The following is a 15,213-nucleotide window of genomic DNA, read 5'->3' as shown; positions in this document are numbered from 1 at the left end:
CGTCCTAGACAAGTGACTTATACAAACGTTCTAGACAAGCGTTTAATACGCTCGTACAGTACGGGGCATGACGAACTCGACGAGCACCACCACGAGCCCGCCCGCGAACCCACCGCGTGCCGGGCGGCGCGAATGGACCGCTCTCGGCGTGCTGATGCTGCCGCTGCTGCTGGTCTCGATGGACGTCTCGGTCCTGTACTTCGCGATCCCGGCGATCAGCGCGGACCTGGAGCCGAGCGGCACCCAGCAGCTGTGGGTCTTCGACATCTACGCCTTCGTCCTGGCCGGCCTGCTGATGACGATGGGCTCGCTCGGCGACCGCATCGGCCGCCGCAAGCTGCTGCTGATCGGCGCCGCCGCCTTCGGAGCCGCCTCGCTGGTGGCGGCGTACGCGGACAGCGCCGAGACCCTGATCGCCGCCCGCGCGGTCCTCGGCATCGGCGGGGCGACCCTGATGCCGTCCACGATGGCACTGGTCCGCACGATGTTCACCGACCCCGCCCAGCGCGCAAAGGCCATCGGTGTCTGGTCCGGCGTGATGACCGCCGGGATCGCGCTCGGATCCGTGCTGAGCGGCGTGCTGGTCCAGTTCTTCTGGTGGGGCTCGGTGTTCCTGGTCAACCTGCCCGCGATGGTGCTGCTCCTGGCGCTCGGCCCGTTCATGCTCCCCGAGTCGAAGAGCTCCGAGCCGGGCCGCTTCGACCTGCTGAGCGTGCCGCTGTCCATGGCGGCGGTGCTCCCCGTGATCTACGGCCTGAAGAAGATCCCGTCCGAGGGCGCGCACCCGCTGTACGTCGTCTCCGTCGCCGTCGGCCTGCTCTTCGCCGTGCTCTTCGTCCGCCGCCAGCGCACGGCGGCCTCGCCGATGATCTCGCCGGTCCTGTTCCGCGGCCGGGGCTTCGCACCCGCGGTGGTCCTCAACCTCGTCTCGTCCTTCGCGATGTTGGGCTCGGCGTTCTTCACCACGCAGTACCTCCAGTCGGTGCTCGGCAAGAGCGCGATGGAGGCGGCCCTGTGGGCGCTGCTGCCGTCCGTGCCGATCGGGATGGCCGCTCCGACGGCCGCCGCGCTGGTCCAGAAGGGCGTCAACCGGGCCTACGTCGTGACGGCGGGCTTCGTGATCGCCGCGGCTGGCTACGGCATGCTGGCCCTGGCCGGCACGGACTCGCTCTGGCTGCTGCTGGCCGCGAGCGGCGTCCTCGCCTCCGGCATCGTGACGGTGCTGTCCCAGATGACCGACCTGGCCCTGAGCGCGGCCCCGGTGGAGAAGGCGGGCGCGGCCTCCTCGCTGCTGGAGACCGGCGCGGAGTTCGGCGGCGCCCTGGGCATGGCGGTCCTCGGCTCGATCGGCACGGCGGTCTACCGCCATGGCATCCCGTCCTCCGCCCCGGCAGCGGCGCACGAGACCCTGGGTGGCGCGCTGGCCGTCGCCCGGCAGGTGCCGGGGCGCGCGGGAGACGCCCTGGCCACCGCCGCCCGGGAAGCCTTCACCAGCGGAATGCACGGCGCGGCGCTCACCGCGACGGCGGTCCTGCTCCTCGCGGCGGCCGGTGCGGCGACGACACTGCGCCGGATCGACGTCAGGGAGACAGCAGCGCCGATCACGGAGACGGAGCCGTCGCAGGCCGCGGCCTGAGAACACAGAAAACGCCGGACGGGCTCCAGGAGCGCGTCCGGCGTCTTTGTGGACGAGGCCGTTCAGGCCGAAGCGGCGTCCTGGGGGCGCAGCCCCCAGGACGGTGACCTCAGACCAGGTTCACCGAACGGGCCGACGTAGCCCCGATCTCCTCGGCAACCTCCGCGAGCACCCCGGAGGGCACCGTGTCGTCGACCGTCAGCACCGCCAGCGCCTCGCCGCCCGCGACCGCGCGGGCGACCTGCATACCGGCGATGTTGATGCCGGCCTCGCCGATGACGCGGCCGACGGTGCCGACGACGCCGGGGCGGTCCTCGTAGCGCAGGACGACCATGTGGTCGGCGAGCGCGAGGTCGACGTCGTACTCACCGACCGCGACGATCTTCTGGAGGTGCTTGGGGCCGGCCAGCGTGCCGGAGACGGAGACCTCCTCGCCGTCCGCGAGCGTGCCGCGCACGGTGACGACGTTGCGGTGGTCGGCCGACTCCGAGCTGGTGGTCAGGCGCACCTCGACGCCCCGCTCCTGGGCGAACAGCGGCGCGTTGACGTAGGACACCGTCTCGTCGACGACGTCCTCGAAGACGCCCTTGAGCGCGGAGAGTTCCAGCACCTTCACGTCGTGCTGGGTGATCTCGCCGTACACCTCGACGTCGAGGCGGACCGCGACCTCGCCCGCGAGCGCGGTGAAGATACGGCCGAGGCGCTCGGCGAGCGGCAGGCCCGGCTTGACGTCCTGGGCGATGACGCCGCCCTGGACGTTCACCGCGTCCGGGACGAGCTCACCGGCGAGGGCGAGGCGGACGGACCTGGCGACGGCGATGCCGGCCTTCTCCTGGGCCTCGTCGGTGGAGGCGCCCAGGTGCGGGGTGCACACGACCTGGTCGAACTCGAACAGCGGCGAGTCCGTGCACGGCTCCTTGGCGTACACGTCCAGACCGGCGCCCGCCACGCGGCCTTCCTTGAGGGCCGAGTACAGCGCCTCCTCGTCGACGATCCCGCCGCGCGCGGCGTTGACGATGCGCACGCTCGGCTTGACCTTGTGCAGCGCCTCCTCGCCGATCAGGCCGAGGGTCTCGGGCGTCTTGGGCAGGTGCACGGTGATGAAGTCGGAGACCTCCAGCAGCTCGTCCAGCGTCAGTACCTTGACGCCCATCTGCGCGGCCCGCGCGGGCTGCACGTACGGGTCGTAGGCGACGACCTTCATGCCGAAGGCCGACATGCGCTGGGCGACCAGGGCGCCGATGCGGCCGAGGCCGACGACACCGAGGGTCTTCTCGGCGAGTTCCACGCCGGTGTACTTGCTGCGCTTCCACTCGCTGTTCTTCAACGCGGCGTTGGCCTGCGGGATGTTGCGGGCGGTGGCGAGGAGCAGACCGCAGGCCAGCTCGGCGGCGGTCACGATGTTGGAGGTCGGGGCGTTGACGACCATCACGCCGGCCTTGGTGGCGGCGGAGACGTCGACGTTGTCGAGGCCGACGCCGGCTCGTGCGACGACCTTGAGCTTGTTCGCCGCGGCGACGGCCTCGGCGTCGACCTTGGTCGCCGAGCGGATCAGGATCGCGTCCACGTCGGCGATGGCGGGGAGCAGTTCGGCCCGGTCGGCGCCGTTGCAGTGCCGGATCTCGAAGTCCGGGCCGAGCGCGTCGACGGTCGCGGGCGACAGCTCTTCAGCAATGAGTACGACGGGTTTCGAGCTCACGTGAGTCCTCACAGATCTGGGGGCACCTCCCATGCCTTGAAAAGCTAGGGGGGAGCATGCGGACGGCCGTGTCCCGACGGCCGCAGGCGGAGGAGGGGGCTAGCCGCGTGGAAGACGCACGACGCTGTGGGCCTGACGCGTTGTAGTTCAGAAGTGTAATGGCGCCGCGTGCATCGTATTGCGCCACCGCGGAAGGATCACCCGTCCGTGGCTGGACGGGCAGGACAACACCGGGAACCGGCCGCGGGCCGCGGCGTCGCCGAGGGTGCCGAAGGGGCCGGAGCGGTACCGCTCCGGCCCCTTCGGCACGAGGCTCACGCCTCCTCGTTCACCCAGCTCATCAGCTTGCGCAGCTCCTTGCCGGTGGTCTCCAGCAGGTGCTCGGAGTCCTGCTTCTTGTACTCGTTGTACTTCTTCAGACCGCCGTGGTACTCGTCCATCCAGGTGCGCGCGAAGGAGCCGTCCTGGATCTCGGCGAGGACCTTCTTCATCTCGGCCTTGGTGGCGTCGGTGATGATGCGCGGGCCGGTGACGTAGTCGCCCCACTCGGCGGTCTCGGAGATCGACCAGCGCATCTTCTCCAGGCCGCCCTCGTACATCAGGTCGACGATCAGCTTCAGCTCGTGCAGGCACTCGAAGTAGGCGATCTCCGGCTGGTAGCCCGCCTCGACCAGGGTCTCGAAGCCGGCCTTCACCAGCGCCGCGGTGCCACCGCACAGGACGGCCTGCTCACCGAACAGGTCGGTCTCGGTCTCCTCGGTGAAGGTCGTCTTGATGACGCCGGCGCGGGTGCCGCCGATGCCCTTGGCGTAGGACAGGGCCAGCGCGAAGGCGTTGCCCGAGGCGTCCTGCTCGACGGCGACGATGCAGGGAACGCCGCGGCCCTCCTCGTACTGGCGGCGCACCAGGTGGCCCGGGCCCTTCGGGGCGACCATGCAGACGTCCACACCGGCCGGGGGCTTGATGAAGCCGAAGCGGATGTTGAGGCCGTGGCCGAAGAACAGCGCGTCGCCGTCCTTCAGGTTCGGGGCGATGGACTCCTCGTAGACCTGGGCCTGGATCGGGTCCGGCACCAGGATCATGATGACGTCGGCCTCCGCGGCGGCCTCCGCCGGGGTGACCACGCGCAGGCCCTGCTCCTCGGCCTTGGCCTTGGAGTTGGAGCCCTCGTGCAGACCGACCCGGACGTCGACACCGGAGTCGCGCAGCGACAGGGCGTGGGCGTGGCCCTGGCTGCCGTAGCCGATGACCGCGACCTTGCGGCCCTGGATGATGGACAGGTCGGCGTCAGCGTCGTAGAACAGCTCGGCCACTTTGGGTTCTCTCCTTGGTGTGCAGTTTGTGCTTCCCACCGTATGCCGGTGGGGGGACGGTAGGTCTCGGAGTCTCGGTATCCGGGCGGCCGGTGTCACCCGACCGCCCGGACCCGGATCATGCGGAGCGGTCCAGGGCGCGCAGCGACCGGTCGGTGATCGAGCGGGCGCCGCGCCCGATCGCGATCGTTCCGGACTGGACCAGCTCCTTGATGCCGAACGGCTCCAGCATCCTGAGCATGGCCGAGAGCTTGTCGCTGGAACCGGTGGCCTCGATGGTCACCGCCTCCGGGGAGACGTCGACGGTCTTGGCGCGGAACAGCTGGACGATCTCGACGATCTGGGAGCGCGTCTCGTTGTCGGCGCGCACCTTCACGAGGACGAGTTCGCGCTGCACGGCCTGCGACGGCTCCAGCTCGACGATCTTCAGCACGTTGACCAGCTTGTTGAGCTGCTTGGTCACCTGCTCCAGCGGGAAGTCCTCCACGCTGACCACGATGGTGATGCGGGAGATGTCGGGGTGCTCGGTGACGCCGACCGCGAGGGAGTCGATGTTGAAGCCGCGGCGCGAGAACAGGGCGGCGATCCGGGCGAGGATGCCGGGCGTGTTCTCGACGAGGACCGAGAGGGTGTGCTTGGACATGGTTCTCACTCAGCTCTCTGTCAGTCGTCTTCGCTGTCGCCGAAGTCGGGGCGGACGTCGCGGGCGGCCATGATCTCGTCGTTGGAGGTGCCGGCCGCGACCATGGGCCAGACCATCGCGTCCTCGTGGACGATGAAGTCGACGACGACCGGGCGGTCGTTGATGGAGTTCGCCTCCTCGATGACCTTGTCGAGGTCCTCCGGGGACTCGCAGCGGATGGCGTGGCAGCCCATGGCCTCCGACAGCTTCACGAAGTCGGGGACGCGGGTGCCCCTGGCCTCCGGGTTGACGTCGTCGGGGCCGGAGTGCAGCACCGTGTTGGAGTACCGCTGGTTGTAGAACAGGGTCTGCCACTGGCGGACCATCCCGAGGGCGCCGTTGTTGATGACGGCGACCTTGATCGGGATGTTGTTCAGCGCGCAGGTGGTGAGTTCCTGGTTGGTCATCTGGAAGCAGCCGTCGCCGTCGATCGCCCAGACGGTCTTCTGGGGCTGCCCGGCCTTGGCACCCATCGCGGCCGGGACGGCGTAACCCATGGTTCCGGCGCCGCCGGAGTTCAGCCAGGTGGCGGGCTTCTCGTACTGGACGAAGTGCGCGGCCCACATCTGGTGCTGGCCGACGCCCGCGGCGAAGATCGTGCCCTCGGGGGCGAGCTGCCCGATGCGCTCGATGACCTGCTGCGGGGAGAGCGAGCCGTCCGCGGGCTGCTCGTAGCCCAGCGGGTAGGTCTCGCGCCAGCGGGCGAGGTCGTTCCACCAGGCGGTGTAGTCCCCGCGGTGCCCCTCGCTGTGCTCCTTCTGGACGGCCTGGATCAGGTCGGCCAGGACCTCGCGGGCGTCGCCGACGATGGGCACGTCGGCGGCGCGGTTCTTGCCGATCTCGGCCGGGTCGATGTCGGCGTGGACGATCTTGGCGTACGGGGCGAAGCTGTCCAGCTTGCCGGTGACGCGGTCGTCGAAGCGGGCTCCGAGGGCGACGATCAGGTCGGCCTTCTGCAGCGCGGTGACGGCGGTGACCGCACCGTGCATGCCCGGCATTCCCACGTGCAGCGGGTGGCTGTCGGGGAATGCGCCGAGCGCCATCAGGGTGGTGGTGACGGGCGCTCCGGTGAGTTCCGCGAGGACCTTCAGCTCGGCGGTGGCGCCGGCCTTGATGACGCCGCCGCCGACGTAGAGCACGGGCCGCCGCGCGGAGGTGATGAGCTTGGCCGCCTCGCGGATCTGCTTGGCGTGCGGCTTGGTGACCGGGCGGTAGCCGGGCAGGTCCATGACCGGCGGCCAGGAGAAGGTCGTCTGCGTCTGCAGCACGTCCTTCGGAATGTCGACGAGGACTGGACCGGGGCGACCGGTCGAGGCGATGTGGAACGCCTCTGCGATCGTCTTCGGGATGTCCTCGGCTTTGGTGACCAGGAAGCTGTGCTTGGTGATCGGCATCGTGATGCCGACGATGTCCGCCTCCTGGAAGGCGTCCGTGCCGATCGCCTTGGAGACGACCTGGCCGGTGATCGCGACCAGCGGCACCGAGTCCATGTTCGCGTCGGCGATCGGCGTCACCAGGTTGGTGGCACCGGGGCCCGAAGTGGCCATGCAGACGCCGACCTTGCCGGTCGCCTGCGCGTAACCGGTGGCCGCGTGGCCCGCACCCTGTTCGTGACGGACGAGCACGTGGCGCACCCGGCTGGAGTCCATCATCGGGTCGTACGCGGGAAGGATCGTGCCGCCGGGAATGCCGAATACGGTGTCGACCCCGACCTCCTCAAGCGAGCGAATGAGGGACTTCGCACCCGTGACGTGCTCGGGCGCTGACGGGTGTCCTCCGGATCGGGGCCGCGGCTGCGGATGAGGGGCCCCGGTGGCCTGCTCGGTCATCGGCATTCTCTTCTCGATGCTGAGGGTTTTTGCGAGGTTTGGGCGGAGTTCGGACGCTGCACGCCTGGCACTCGTGCAACAAAAAACCCCTCGTGCCGTAAGGCAAGCGAGGGGAAGCGCGCCGGTGAGGTCGCTGGGTTCCGGATCGTCGTCCGGTGGGTCCCAGCTCAGCCGACGCGCTGTCCAAGTACGAGAATTCGGGTGCGCATGGAAATGACCCTCCCTCCGGCACGCACCCGGTGTCAAGTGGGTGGGACAGGAGTCTCATCATGTGAGCGGAGGGCCGTCCCGCCTCCGAAGACGACGGGCACCCCCGCGGTGTAGGCTCCGGCGCCTCCCCCGGCGAACACCGGTTCGGCCGGACCGTGCGGCACCGGGTAGCGGCCGGAGGTGAGCGCCCGGCGCAGCCGGTACTCGTCCAGCGGGCCGGAGAACGCCATGCCCTGCCCGTGGGTGCAGCCCATCGCGCGCAGGGCCACGACCTGCTCCGGCAGGTCCACGCCGTCGGCCACGGACCGGAGCCCGAGATCGGCGGCGATCCGGAGCAGACCACTGGTGATCTTGTGCAGCCGGGCGGACTCGACGACGCCCTCGACCAGGCTGCGGTCGAGTTTCAGCACGTCGACGGGGAGCCTTCGGAGGGCCGTGACGGCCCCGTGGCCGCCGCCGAAGCCGTCCAGCGCGATGCGCACACCGAGCCGCCGCAGCGCGGCCAGGCGCCGCTCCAGCTCGTCCAGCGGCACCCGCGGGTCGGTGTCGGACAGCTCGATCACCAGGGCGCCGGACGGCAGCCCGTGCCGGGTCAGCAGGGCCTCCACGGAGCCGGGCGGCAGCGAGCGGTCCACCAGACGGCGGGCGCCCATCCGGACCGCCACGGACACGTTCGGGCCGGCCGTGGCGCGCTCGGCGGCCTGCGCGACGGCCTCCTCCAGCAGCCAGCGGCCCAGTTCGGCCATCCTGTCACCGTCCTCGGCCACCCGCAGGAACTCGGCGGGCGTGAAGAGCACGCCCTGCGAGGACCGCCAGCGCGCCTGGGCGGCGACCGAGGTGATCCGGCCGTCGTCCAGGCGGACCACCGGCTGGTGCAGCAGGGTGAACTCGCCCTCGTGCAGGGCGTTTCTGAGCCGGGTGGCCAGTTCCGCCTTGCGGACGACGTCCTGCTGCATCTGCGGCTTGTACAGCTCCACCCGGCCCTTGCCGGCCGCCTTGGCGCGGTACATGGCGAGGTCGGCGTTGCGCAGCAACTCCCCGGCCCCGAGGCCCTGTTCGGCGAAGGCCACACCGATGGAGGCAGCCACGCGCACCTCGTTGCCGTCGATGAGGTACGGCTCGGACAGCGTCACCCTGAGGCGGTCGGCGAGCTCCAGGATGTGCCGTTCACGGGCGGTGCGGTCGCGGGTGCCGTCCCCGACGATCAGGGCCGCGAACTCGTCGCCGCCGAGTCTGGACGCGGTGTCGCCGTGCCGTACCGCCTCCTGGAGTCTGCGGGCGGCCTGGACGAGCAGCTCGTCCCCGGCCTGGTGCCCGATCGTGTCGTTGACGGCCTTGAAGCCGTCGAGGTCGATGAAGAGCACGGCCGTGCCGTGGTCGGTCGAGCGGCGGCCGGACAGGGCCTGCTGGACGCGTTTGGTGAACAGCGCCCGGTTGGGCAGGTCGGTGAGCGGGTCGTGCTCGGCGTTGTGCTGGAGCTGCGCCTGCAGGCGCACTCTCTCGGTCACGTCCCTGCTGTTGAAGATGAGGCCGCCGTGGTGGCGGTTGATGGTCGACTCCACGTTGAGCCAACCGCCGTCGCCGGAGCGGAAGCGGCACTCGATGCGCGTAGTGGGCTCCTGGCGCGGGCTGGCGACCAGGAAGCGGCGCACCTCGTGCACCACGCAGCCCAGGTCCTCCGGGTGGATGAGCCCGGCCAGTTCGGTGCCGACCAGTTCCTCCGCCGGCCGCCCGTACACCCCGGCGGCGGCCGGGGAGACGTACCGCAGGATCCCGTTGGGTGCGGCGATCATGATGACGTCGCTGGATCCCTGCACCAGGGAGCGGAAGTGGTTCTCCTTCTGAACCAGTTCCTGGGTGAGCGCGATGTTGTCGCGCAGCACGATGCCCTGGCGCACGACGAGCACCAGCACGACGGCGCCGGCGGTGATCAGCACCACGCGGTCGACGCTGTGGCCGTTGAGCGCGTTGTACAGGACCCCCAGCGTGCACACGGCGGCGGCGAGGTACGGAGTGAGGGCGGCGAGGGAGCCGGCGAGGGGCCGGCCGGATGGGTACCGGTCGTGGTCCGCTCCCTGCGCGGGTGGCCCGCCGCGCGCGGGGCGCACGGCGGGCTGCCGCCCGGGCACGTGGTCGTCCAGCGCGCGGCCGTGGTCTTCGGGGATGTGCCCGTAGGCGTCGGCCACGCGCGCGTGCCCGTCGGCGGAGCGCGGGTCCGGCTCACGCCCGTCCAACTGGTGTCCCTCCGCCTGATACGGCGCCGCCTGGTACGAGTGCGTGTCGTACTGCTCGGCGGCCGGCTGCCCCGGGCGGGGCGCCGCCCACGGGGCGTACGCCAGGAGCAGGGAGCCGGCGAACCAGCCGGCGTCGAGCAGTTGCCCCGAGCGGTAGTTGTTGTGCAGCAGCGGCGAGGTGAACAGGGCGTCGCACAGCACGGTCAGGGCGAGCGCGCCGATCGCCGTGTTCACCGCGGTGCGGTTGATCGAGGAACACCGGAAGTGCAGCGCGAGCACCATGGAGACCAGGGCGATGTCCAGCAGCGGGTACGCCAGCGAGAGCGCGGTGTGCGCGACGCTCGACCCGTCGAACCTGGCCGCCTGGGCGAGTGCGAGGCTCCAGGACAACGTGAGCAGCGAGCCCCCGATCAGCCACGAGTCCAGTGCCAGGCACACCCACCCGGCCCTGTTCACCGGCCGCTTGGCGAGCACGAGCAGACCGACGATCGCCGGTGGTGCGAAGCACAGGAAGAAAAGGTCGGCGTAGCTGGGACTGGGCACGGACACGCCGAGGACGACTTCGTACCACCCCCAGACCGAGTTGCCCAGGGCCGCCATCGCCGAGGAGAGGGCGAACAGCAGCCAGGCGGTTCGAAAGCGGACGTGGCGGCCGCGGGCGTACAGCGCGCACGAGACGGCGGCGGTGCCGGCCGCGGCGCTCAGCCCGAAGTCGCCCATGAACAACGCGACCTCGCTGGAACCCCAGCCGCACGCGGCACCGATGGCGTACCCCGCGCACAGCAGGGCCAGTAGGAGCTGCGGCGCCAGTCTCGAACGGCCGTCGGCGGCCGGCGGCCGGGGCAGCAGCGCCCCCGGCGCGGACGGCGTCCGCAGGGCGCCGTCGAACGCGGTCATGGCGGGCGGTGGCGGGCTCACCGGGGCCTCCCGGTCCGTGCGACCGGGTCCCCCGGCTTCCGGTGCGCCGGGTGGGCGCGCCTGCGGCGGCCGCCGGGCCTGTGGTGGTGATGGCTGTGATGACTGTGGTGGCCGCGTCTGCGCGCGGCCGTGCGCCAGGGCCGCCGGTGGCGGCCCCGCCGCGTCGGATCGTTCGTCCATAGGCCGTGCATCGCCCGTCGCCCCCCTCGCAGTTCGAAATGTCCATCCCCGGCGCCGAACGGTGCGCGGCGCAGCCCCTGTCGGGACGATACACCAGTCTCGTCACTCAGGGACATAGCTTCTCTACGCTCCGTGACGACCAGCGCGGATACGGGTACGGAACGCGTTCGGAGAGTCGCGGACCGTACCCGAAGCGGACTAGGCGCTTGCCGTTCCTGTCGTGAGGACCACGTTGGCGAGCGGCTCCTGGTTCACGAAACGGCACAACTGCTCCGTCAGAAGCCGTTTGGCGCGCGGCATGAAGGCGGATGTGGGGCCGCCGACATGGGGGCTGATCAGCACGCCCGGAGCGTGCCACAGGGGGTGGCCCGGGGGCAGCGGCTCGGGGTCGGTGACGTCGAGGGCGGCGGTGAGGCGGCCGCTGTCCAGCTCGGCGAGCAGCGCCTTGGTGTCGACCACGCCGCCGCGCGCGACGTTCACCAGCAGCGCGCCGTCCTTCATCCGTGCCAGGAAGTCCGCGTTCACCAGTTCGCGCGTGGCCTCCGTCAAGGGCGTGGACAGGACGACGACATCGGCTGGCGGAAGCAGGGAGTGAAGATCGGTGAGCGGATGCACCGGGCCGCGCTCCGTGGTGCGCGCGGAGCGCGCCACCCGCGCCACCCGCGCGACCTCGAAGGGCACGAGCCGGTCCTCGATGGCGGCCCCGATCGAGCCGTAACCGACGATGAGGACGTTCTTGTCGGCGAGGGCGGGACGGAAGCCTCCGCCCCACTCGCCCCGGTCCTGGGCCCGGACGAAGTCGGGGATGCCGCGCAGCGAGGCCAGGATGAGCGTCAGGGCGAGCTCGCTGGTACTCGCCTCGTGCACCCCGCGCGCGTTGCACAGCCGTACGCCCGGCGGCAGGTCCCGCAGGCCCGGCTCCACGTGGTCGGTGCCGGCGGACAGCGTCTGCACGACCCGTACGGAACTCATCCGGGGCATCGGGCGCAGGCCGACGCCGCCGGGCTTCATGTACGGCACGACGTAGAAGGCGCAGTCGGCGGGGTCCGCGGGGAACTCCTCGGCTCCGTCCCAGAAGCGGTAGGTGGGCCCCTGTGGAAGCCCCGCGATCTCGTCCGGCGGAATGGGCAGCCATACGTCAGCAGTCATGCTCAGGAGGCTATGCCAGGGGCACGGGCGGCCAGAGGTTAGGTTGGTGGGCCCTGAGAGAGGGAGGGTTACGGCCAAGTGGAGCGCAGGACGATCGGCGCGGCGGCACTCGCGGTGGGGGCCGTAGGACTGGGGTGCATGCCGATGAGCTGGGCGTACAGCGCGTCGCGGCAGCGGGGAACGGAGTCGCTCAGGGCCGTGCACCGGGCGCTGGACCTGGGCTCGACGCTTCTGGACACGGCTGACATGTACGGCCCGTTCACCAACGAGCTGCTGCTGGGGCGGGTGCTGAAGGAGCGGCGGTCCGACGCCTTCGTCTCGACGAAGGTCGGTCTGCTGGTGGGCGAGCAGCACATCGTGGCCAACGGGCGTCCCGGCTATGTGCGGCGGGCGTGCGACGCCTCGCTCAGGCGTCTCCAGACGGACGTGATCGACCTCTACCAGCTGCACCGCGCCGATCCGGAGGTCCCGGTCGAGGAGACCTGGGGGGCGATGGCGGAACTCGTGCGGGCCGGGAAGGTGCGGGCGCTCGGCCTGTGCGCGGTGGGCGCGCGCGGCCGGCGCCGGTCCGGTGCGCGGCTGCACGACGGAACGATCCGCCAGCTGGAGCGGGTGCAGCAGGTCTTCCCGGTCAGCGCGGTGCAGGCGGAGCTGTCGGTGTGGTCGCCGGAGGCACTGGAGTCGTTGCTGCCGTGGTGCGCGGAGCGCGGGATCGGATTCCTGGCGGCGATGCCGCTGGGCAACGGGTTCCTGACCGGCACCCTCACCCCCGGCCAGGGGTTCGAGCCGGACGACCTGCGGGCCCGGCACCCCCGTTTCACCGCCGAGATGATGGCCGCGAACCAGCCGATCGTGGCCGGCCTGCGGCGGACGGCCGCCCGGCACGGCGAGAACGTCACACCCGCCCAGGTGGCACTGGCCTGGGTACTGGCCCAGGGCCGCCACGTGATCCCGGTACCCGGCACCAAACAGGAGCACTGGGTGACGGAGAACGCGGGCGCGGCGGAGCTGCGCCTGACGGCCGAGGACCTGACGGAACTGAGCCGCCTGCCCGCGGCCCAGGGCTCCTGGGACTGAGCCAGACCAGGCCTTGAACGCGCCGGGCCTGGGCCGGGGACCTGGGCCGGGGACCTGGGCCGGGGACCTGGGCCGGATGCCCGGCCCAAAGCCCTATCCCGGACGCCCGGCCCGGAAGCTCACCCCGGAGGCCTGACCCGCGCTGGAGCGCCCCCGCGTGCGCGGCACCGCACACCTGCGGCACCGGCCTCCCCAGAGGCCGGAAACCTGTCCCAAGGGCCCGGCCCGGAGACTTGGGCCGGAGACCCGGCTCAGGGACCTGGGCCGGATGCCTGGCCCGGACGCCCGGTCCCGAGGCCTGGCCGACGCTCGCCACCACGCCGGCACCGACGCGCGCGCCTGCCTGTCCGGCACCGCACGCCCGACGGCACCGGCCCCGAAACCCAGGCCCGCACCCACCACCACGCCGAACACCAACACACGCCCACCTGCCTGTGGCAGCACCGCACACCCAGCAGCACCAGCCCCGAAACCCAGGCCCGCACCCACCACCACGCGCACCTACCTCTGCGGCACCGCACACCCAGCGGCGCCGGCCGCGTCCTGGTGCGGGAGTCGCTGTCAGGGCGGGACGCCAGGTGTCCGGGGCCGGTTCTCGCGCGGGGCGTGCGCGGTGGTCAGTGGAGGGACGGCGACCGGTGGGCCCCACCTCGCGGCTGGGCCCGGTGCCGTGGCGTGGTCGGGGGCCCGCGGCCCGCACGTCCCGGTCGCCGGCCGTGGTGAGCCGCTCGGCCCAGGTGAAGGGTGGGAACACCGCGCCCTTCCGCTCGCCGAACAGGGGTGGGGCGGCGGTTTCGCGTCGGCGGCGGATCCGGGGCCCGCGTGGGAATCGGGTGATCGGGAACCTGAGAGGTGCGGACGGTGTAAGACAGGTAGAACCCGCCGCGTCGAAGGGACGAAGATCGTGCAACGTCGAGCTGTGACGGGCCTGCTGGCCGCCGCCCTGCTGCTGACGGCCGGCTGCTCCTCCGGGGGCGCGTCGGCCGGTGGGAACGGCATGGCGCCCAACCGTACGACGGCGGTGGCCTCGCCCTCCGGGCAGGCACCCGCGGAGACCGCGCCGCCGGCCAAGGGTGCGGTGAAGGTGCTGCGCACGGTCGCGGAGGGCCTGAACAGCCCCTGGGGACTGGCCCCGATCCCCGGCGGTGGTCTCCTCGTCTCCTCCCGCGACCAGGCGACGATCACGCGCGTCGACGAGAAGACGGGGCAGAAGACCGAACTGGGCAGGGTGTCGGGGGTCTCCCCGGAGGGCGAGGGCGGCCTGCTGGGCATCGCGCTGTCCCCCGACTACGCCTCCAACCACATGATCTACGCCTACTTCACCTCGGCCTCGGACAACCGCATCGTCCGGATGCTGTACGACGACAAGAAGCCGGCCGGTATGCAACTGGGCGCACCCGACACGATCTTCAAGGGCATCCCCAAGGGGGTCATCCACAACGGCGGCCGGATCGCCTTCGGCCCCGACAGGATGCTGTACGCGGGCACGGGCGAGACCGGTGACCGAGGCCTGGCCCAGGACAGGAAGTCCCTGGCCGGCAAGATCCTGCGGCTGACCCCGGACGGCCTGCCCGCCCCGGGCAACCCGTACCCCGACTCCCCCGTGTACTCGTACGGCCACCGCAATGTGCAGGGCCTGGCCTGGGACGACAAGCAGCGTCTGTTCGCCTCCGAGTTCGGCCAGGACACCTGGGACGAGCTGAACGCGATCAAACCGGGCGACAACTACGGCTGGCCGGACGCGGAGGGCAGGACGAACGACCCGAGGTTCCACAACCCGATAACCCAGTGGCACACGGACGTTGCCTCCCCCAGCGGCATCGCCTACGCCGAGGGCTCCATCTGGATGGCGGGCCTGAGGGGGCAGCGCCTGTGGCGCATCCCCTTGAGCGGCACCAATCTCTCGGCGGCCCCCGAGGCGTTCCTCACCGGCACCTACGGCCGCCTGCGCACGGTGGTCTCGGCGGGCGGCGACAAGCTCTGGCTGGTCACCAGCAACACCGATGGCCGCGGCACTCCGAAGAAGGGCGACGACCGGATCCTGGAACTGGAGGTGAAGTAGCCCCCGGACCTCACTCCCGCCCTGTTCCGGCTTCCTCCGCGGAAGGCTCGGGAGGCCGTACGACGACCTTCCCGGAGGCGAGATCGATCGGCCCGCGCCCGGGATCGTTGTCCCCGACGTCCTCCCGGGTCAGCTCCAGCCGGTTCTGTTCGTCCCGGGTGTGCTTGCGGCCGGGCGCGAACAGTTCCTCGAAAACGTTGAACACGGCTTCCCTCCCGGTCGGC

At 71.2% G+C, this 15,213-nt stretch carries 10 protein-coding genes; 3 read left to right on the top strand and 7 right to left on the bottom strand.

Going from position 1 to position 15,213, the window contains the following annotated elements; all coding sequences use genetic code 11:
- Positions 1 to 67: 67 nt before the first annotated feature.
- Positions 68 to 1,636, top strand: a complete 1,569-nt coding sequence (locus ACFY3J_RS09495; protein WP_384182408.1) for an MFS transporter — start codon at positions 68 to 70, stop codon at positions 1,634 to 1,636.
- 109 nt (positions 1,637 to 1,745) lie between these two features.
- On the opposite strand, the gene serA is transcribed toward ACFY3J_RS09495, so the two are convergent.
- From serA to ACFY3J_RS09465, 6 genes are all read right to left on the bottom strand, one after another.
- Positions 1,746 to 3,335 carry a phosphoglycerate dehydrogenase gene (gene serA / locus ACFY3J_RS09490; RefSeq protein WP_384182406.1) on the bottom strand — a complete coding sequence of 530 codons (1,590 nt, stop codon included), beginning with the start codon at positions 3,333 to 3,335 and terminating at the stop codon, positions 1,746 to 1,748.
- Between the two features lie 314 nt (positions 3,336 to 3,649).
- Entirely contained in the window at positions 3,650 to 4,648 is a 999-nt protein-coding gene (gene ilvC / locus ACFY3J_RS09485) for a ketol-acid reductoisomerase (protein WP_384182404.1), read from the bottom strand.
- 118 nt (positions 4,649 to 4,766) lie between these two features.
- Positions 4,767 to 5,291, bottom strand: coding sequence for an acetolactate synthase small subunit (ilvN, locus tag ACFY3J_RS09480; protein ID WP_384182401.1), 525 nt, complete (start codon positions 5,289 to 5,291; stop codon positions 4,767 to 4,769).
- Between the two features lie 20 nt (positions 5,292 to 5,311).
- Positions 5,312 to 7,159 (bottom strand): acetolactate synthase large subunit, encoded by a 1,848-nt coding sequence (locus ACFY3J_RS09475; protein ID WP_384182396.1) that lies wholly within the window; start codon positions 7,157 to 7,159, stop codon positions 5,312 to 5,314.
- Between the two features lie 242 nt (positions 7,160 to 7,401).
- On the bottom strand, positions 7,402 to 10,500 hold the full coding sequence (locus tag ACFY3J_RS09470) for a putative bifunctional diguanylate cyclase/phosphodiesterase (protein ID WP_390840706.1): 3,099 nt from the start codon (positions 10,498 to 10,500) through the stop codon (positions 7,402 to 7,404).
- A 399-nt stretch (positions 10,501 to 10,899) separates the two neighbouring features.
- Positions 10,900 to 11,850 carry a 2-hydroxyacid dehydrogenase gene (locus ACFY3J_RS09465; protein WP_384182393.1) on the bottom strand — a complete coding sequence of 317 codons (951 nt, stop codon included), beginning with the start codon at positions 11,848 to 11,850 and terminating at the stop codon, positions 10,900 to 10,902.
- A gap of 78 nt (positions 11,851 to 11,928) precedes the next feature.
- Between ACFY3J_RS09465 and ACFY3J_RS09460 the strand changes: the two genes are divergently transcribed.
- Complete coding sequence (locus tag ACFY3J_RS09460) at positions 11,929 to 12,927, top strand: aldo/keto reductase (RefSeq protein ID WP_384182390.1); 999 nt, start codon at positions 11,929 to 11,931, stop codon at positions 12,925 to 12,927.
- Between the two features lie 901 nt (positions 12,928 to 13,828).
- A complete protein-coding gene (locus tag ACFY3J_RS09455) occupies positions 13,829 to 14,989 on the top strand; it encodes a PQQ-dependent sugar dehydrogenase (protein ID WP_390840705.1) in 1,161 nt (386 codons plus the stop codon).
- A gap of 10 nt (positions 14,990 to 14,999) precedes the next feature.
- Here the strand turns inward: ACFY3J_RS09455 and ACFY3J_RS09450 are convergent, their stop codons facing one another.
- Positions 15,000 to 15,194 carry a DUF6191 domain-containing protein gene (locus tag ACFY3J_RS09450; protein WP_384182387.1) on the bottom strand — a complete coding sequence of 65 codons (195 nt, stop codon included), beginning with the start codon at positions 15,192 to 15,194 and terminating at the stop codon, positions 15,000 to 15,002.
- Between the last annotated feature and the right edge of the window lie 19 nt (positions 15,195 to 15,213).

Source organism: Streptomyces sp. NPDC001231 (genome assembly GCF_042896885.1).
GTDB lineage: Bacteria > Actinomycetota > Actinomycetes > Streptomycetales > Streptomycetaceae > Streptomyces.
This window is presented reverse-complemented; position numbering and strand designations above follow the sequence as displayed.

Coding starts and splice junctions, on each gene's coding strand:
- ACFY3J_RS09475 (WP_384182396.1), bottom strand. CDS start 7,159: ATGACCGAGCAGGCCACCGGGGCCCCTCATCCGCAGCCGCGGCCCCGA.
- ACFY3J_RS09465 (WP_384182393.1), bottom strand. CDS start 11,850: ATGACTGCTGACGTATGGCTGCCCATTCCGCCGGACGAGATCGCGGGG.
- ilvN (WP_384182401.1), bottom strand. CDS start 5,291: ATGTCCAAGCACACCCTCTCGGTCCTCGTCGAGAACACGCCCGGCATC.
- ACFY3J_RS09495 (WP_384182408.1), top strand. CDS start 68: ATGACGAACTCGACGAGCACCACCACGAGCCCGCCCGCGAACCCACCG.
- ACFY3J_RS09470 (WP_390840706.1), bottom strand. CDS start 10,500: ATGACCGCGTTCGACGGCGCCCTGCGGACGCCGTCCGCGCCGGGGGCG.